Source organism: Micromonospora sp. NPDC049799 (assembly GCF_040656655.1).
Classification (GTDB): domain Bacteria; phylum Actinomycetota; class Actinomycetes; order Mycobacteriales; family Micromonosporaceae; genus Micromonospora.
Genome location: NZ_JBFAMU010000424.1, coordinates 1 through 4,226 on the forward strand (window position 1 = coordinate 1; position 4,226 = coordinate 4,226).

Annotated in this window: 5 protein-coding genes; 4 read left to right on the forward strand and 1 reads right to left on the reverse strand. The window is 71.9% G+C overall.

Annotated elements, in window-relative coordinates; all coding sequences use genetic code 11:
* Positions 1 to 185: hypothetical protein (locus AB0I76_RS23630; protein WP_357039321.1), on the reverse strand; the 185-nt coding region annotated here is incomplete at its 3' end.
* A gap of 133 nt (positions 186 to 318) precedes the next feature.
* On the opposite strand from AB0I76_RS23630, the gene AB0I76_RS23635 reads away from it, so the two are divergent.
* Genes AB0I76_RS23635 through AB0I76_RS23650 form a run of 4 tightly spaced genes read left to right on the forward strand, consistent with a single transcriptional unit; the run spans position 319 to position 4,084 of the window.
* Positions 319 to 1,536, forward strand: a complete 1,218-nt coding sequence (locus AB0I76_RS23635; RefSeq protein WP_357039324.1) for a glycosyltransferase — start codon at positions 319 to 321, stop codon at positions 1,534 to 1,536.
* A gap of 30 nt (positions 1,537 to 1,566) precedes the next feature.
* Entirely contained in the window at positions 1,567 to 2,121 is a 555-nt protein-coding gene (locus AB0I76_RS23640) for a hypothetical protein (RefSeq protein WP_357039327.1), read from the forward strand.
* A complete protein-coding gene (locus tag AB0I76_RS23645; protein ID WP_357039330.1) occupies positions 2,118 to 3,500 on the forward strand; it encodes a glycosyltransferase in 1,383 nt (460 codons plus the stop codon). Before AB0I76_RS23640 ends, AB0I76_RS23645 begins: the two co-directional genes overlap by 4 nt.
* On the forward strand, positions 3,497 to 4,084 hold the full coding sequence (locus AB0I76_RS23650) for a hypothetical protein (protein WP_357039333.1): 588 nt from the start codon (positions 3,497 to 3,499) through the stop codon (positions 4,082 to 4,084). The genes AB0I76_RS23645 and AB0I76_RS23650 overlap by 4 nt, the downstream gene beginning before the upstream one ends.
* The last annotated feature ends 142 nt before the right edge of the window (positions 4,085 to 4,226 follow it).

The following is a 4,226-nucleotide window of genomic DNA, read 5'->3' on the forward strand; positions in this document are numbered from 1 at the left end:
GCCTCCGCCGGCGTCCAGCCGGCCTGCGTCATGCCGGTCCGCAGCCGGTGGGCCAGGGCACCCCGGGCCCGGGACGGCAGGATCGGAGTCCCGGTGACGCCACGCAGCAGCCGGACCGCGGCGCGGTGACGTACGACAGCGGGAGAGGTCGCCCGGCGCAGGACCGGATCCAGCGGATTCCTCATGGCCGGTCGGCTCGCTTCACGGGCTGTCTCCGGTCGCTCGGGGGGATCCCCGGCCGGTCGGGCCGGGTGGAGGTGATCGACGGCTTGCATGTTAGCGTCAGGCGGTCTGGACGAAACGGCTGGGAAGGTGCGGGTGCCTGCAACCTCTTACCGGGACGTGGCCGTCATCACCCCGTGGTACCCGACCCGGGAGCTACCGTTCCGGGGTTCCTTCGTGCGGGCGATGGTGGACGCCACGGGTCCCGGCTGCGACCGGATGACCGTCCTGCACTGTGACGCCTGGGTCGCCAACCTCGACGGACCGGCCGACCGGCGGGTGATGGACGCGCACCGGGCGTTGACGCCGCGGGCGATGCACCGTAACCCCACCGTGGGCGGCGCCGATCTGATCTACGTACCGGTCCCGGTGCCGCGCGGGCAGGGGCACGCCGACATCGCCCACCGGCACGATCTGGCGTTGGGCGCCGCGCTGGGTGGCCGTCCGATCGACGCGTCGGTGATCCACGCCCACGTCGGTCTGCCCAGCGGTTGGGCGGCGATCCGGCACGCCCGGCCCGACGCGAAGGTCTTCGTCACCGAGCACGCGAGCTTCCTGGACAAGGTGCTGTCGACCCCGCAGGGTCGCGAGATGTACGACGAGGTGCTGCACCGCTGTTCGGGATTCCTCGCCGTCGGCGAGGGTGTACGCCGGCCGCTGGTCGAGGCGTTCCCGCACCATGCGGACCGGATCGGGGCGATCTCCAATCCCATCTCCTTCGACCAGCCCCGGCCGACTCCAGTCGCCGCGCTGCGTCGCTGGCTGTTCGTCGGTGCGCTCTCCGAGCTCAAGGGCGTACCCCTGCTGCTGGAGGCCTTCGCCCGCTGCCACGCAGAGGATCGGTCGCTCACCCTCACCCTCGTCGGTGAGGGGGCGCTGCTGGCCTCGCTGACCGCTCGCGCCGCCGAACTCGGCGTCGCCGAGGCGGTGACCTTCACCGGCGCGATCCCGCCGGACGAGGCCCTGCGGTTGATGCGGGAGCACGACCTGCTGGTGCACCCGAGCCGCGCGGAGACCTTCGGGGTGGCCGTGGTCGAGGCGGTGGCGGCCGGTCTGCCGGTCCTGGTCACGCGCTGTGGTGGACCGGAGCGGACCCTTGCCGGCATCGAGGACGCGGCGGGACTGCTGATCGACGTCACGGACGACCCGGAGACGATCGTCGCCGGCTACCGCCAGCTGCGGGCGCGCCACCCGCACGGCCTGGACACCGCTCTCGCGCACAAGGTGCTCTCCGACCGGTACGGGTACGCTGCGGTGGCCCGCGCACATCACGACCTCTGGTTCGGCGAGGCGCCCGCGCGCCCGACCGCCTGAGTCGTCGCGACCTCGATCAGTTGGAGTGAGATGCACGTCCTGTTCCTGGCCATCGGGGGTACCCGCCGGCGTGCCGTGGTCGACGAGTCGGCCCAGGTCGTCGCCGAAGGACACCGGGCGACGGTGGTGACCGACCGGGCCGCCCAGTGGAGCCGTGACCAGTGGCACACGGGTGTGCGGGTCGTCGAGCTGGCCGAGATCGAGCAGCGCCTGCCGGCGCTGCGGATCGAGCAGGCGGTGCTCTTCCGCGCGCCGAGGAAGGTGCTGCGGACGATCGGCCGCGGCCCGCTGCGCGGTGTCGCCCGCCGCGCCGAGAAGTCGTACGAACGCCGCGTCGCCGCCCGTGCGCACCGGCTCTTCCTGCGTACCCGGGGGAAGGTACGGGGTGACGCCCGCCCGCGCATGGTCGACGCGCTGGTGCGGCGCGGGCCCGCGGTTGATCTCGTGGTGGTGACCGACCCGGTGGCGATGCCGTACGCGGAGCGTCTCACCGGCGGTGCGCGCCGCGCTTCGGCACCGAGGATCTGCTTCAGCTACGACTACGCTGGTTCGATGTCGAACGCCGCTCAGGGGGACAACTCATGAACCGGACGCGGGAACCGCGTCGCCCACGCATCCTGTACCTGTCGTTCTACTTCCCGCCCTCCCGGGCGAGTGGCGTCTACCGGGCGCGAGCCACCGCCAACTACCTCGCGCAGCAGGGCTGGGACGTGACCGCCTTCGCGTCGCCGATCAGCTTCCTCCACGAGGTGATCGGGTCGGTCGACGAGCGGCTGGCGGAGACCGTCGACCCCCGCATCCGGGTTGAGCGTCCCCCGCTGAGCCAGTTCGCCTGGGAGCGTGACCTGCGCCGGTTCAGTCGGTTCCGTGGTCTGTCGCCGGTCATGGCGGGCAAGGCATACCGGCTGGGGCTGTCGAAGATCTTCCCCGAGCACTACCTCTCCTGGGCCGCGGCGTCGGTGCGCAGGGCGCTGGCGATGCACGCCCGCCGGCGGTTCGACGTGGTGCTCGCGACCGGCAATCCGTTCGCCTCGTTCGCCGCCGCGTGGATGATCCACCGCCTGACCGGCGTGCCGTTCGCGGTGGACTACCGCGACGCGTGGACGCTGAACATGTTCGAGGAGAAGCCGGCGTACCCCGACGGCCACCTGGCCTGGAAGTGGGAGCAGCGGATCCTGCGTGACGCGTCGGCGTCCATCTTCGTCAACAACCCGTTGCGCGCCTGGTACGCCGAGCGGTACCCGAACAGCGCCGACCGGATGATGGTCGTCCCGAACGGCTGGGATCCGGACCTGTTCGGTCAGGGCGAGCCGGTGGAGGCGGCGTCGACCGACCCGACGCGGCCGCTGCGGTTCAGCTTCCTGGGCACCGTCAACAACACCCAGCCGGTGGAGCAGTTGGCCGACGCCTTCGAGCGCGCGCGGCGCCACCCCGATCTGGCCGGCGCGCAACTGCATATCCACGGTCACCTGGGTTACTTCAAGCAGAGCCAGTCCGAGCTGATGAAGCGGCTGGGACTGGCCGATCCCGCCGGGGAACCGGGAACGGACACCGGCATCTCGTACCGCGGCGCGGTCTCGAAGACCGACGTCGGCCAGGTCTACCAGGACAGCGACGTGCTGGTCTTCCTGGCCGGCGGAGCGCGGTACGTCACGTCCGGCAAGATCTTCGAGTACATGGCCAGCGGTCGGCCCATCGTCTCGGTGCACGCGCCGGGAATCGCGGCGCAGGACGTGCTGGCCGGCTATCCCCTGTGGTTCAACCCGAACAGCCTCGACGTGGACGAGATCGCCAACTCGATGATCGCCGCCGGCAAGGCGGCCCGGGACATGACCCCGCAGGTACGGGCGGAGGCGCAGGCGCACGCCGCGGCGTTCACGCGGGAGGCGGTGACCGCGCCCCTGGAGGCGCGGCTGCGGGCCATGGTCAAGCGGACCATCGCGACTGGGGCGGAGGCATCGTGACGACGGTACGCGAGAACAGCGAGACGGCGACGGCGACGGCGGGGCGGCAGCCGAGGGTGCTCCTGCTCTCCTTCAACCTCGCACCCCACGATCGGGTCATCGAACTGGCGACGCGCCTGCTCGACCAGGGCACCCGGGTCGACCTCCTGGTCATGGACGACGCGGGCTGGCAGGGGCTGGCCGGCCGACCGAACCTGCGGATCCACTCCCTCGACGGCGCGGAGCGTCGGCACGTGGTCATGCGCGCCGAGCGGGCCGCCGTCTTCCGCGGACCCGCCGCGGTGCTGACCGGGCTGGGAAAGCTGACCGGGGAGCGGCCGGTGCGGCCACTGGTCAAGGGGCACCAGAGGGCCGCCGGCGCGTTCCACCGCCGGATCTTCATGAAGAGCTACGCCGCCATCCGCCCGCTGGTGCTCTCCCGCCTCTTCGAGCGGCGCCTGCCGGCGCTGGGAATCGACGACGTGGACGTCATCATCGCCTCGGACGTGCTGACGGTCACGCTCGGCTGGAAGCTCGCCAAGCGGTTTCCGAAGGCGATCGCGACCACCAGCCTGGACGTGCCCGCCCTTCCCGCGGCCAACTGATCGAGGCAACCCGGGGCGTACGAGAACGGGGGTGACGGCCACGGCCGTCACCCCCGTCCTCGTACCGGTCTAGCGGGCCCGCTCGGCGAGGACCCGGACGACCTGCTCGGCGGCCCGCCCGTCGCCGAACGGCTCCTGGCGC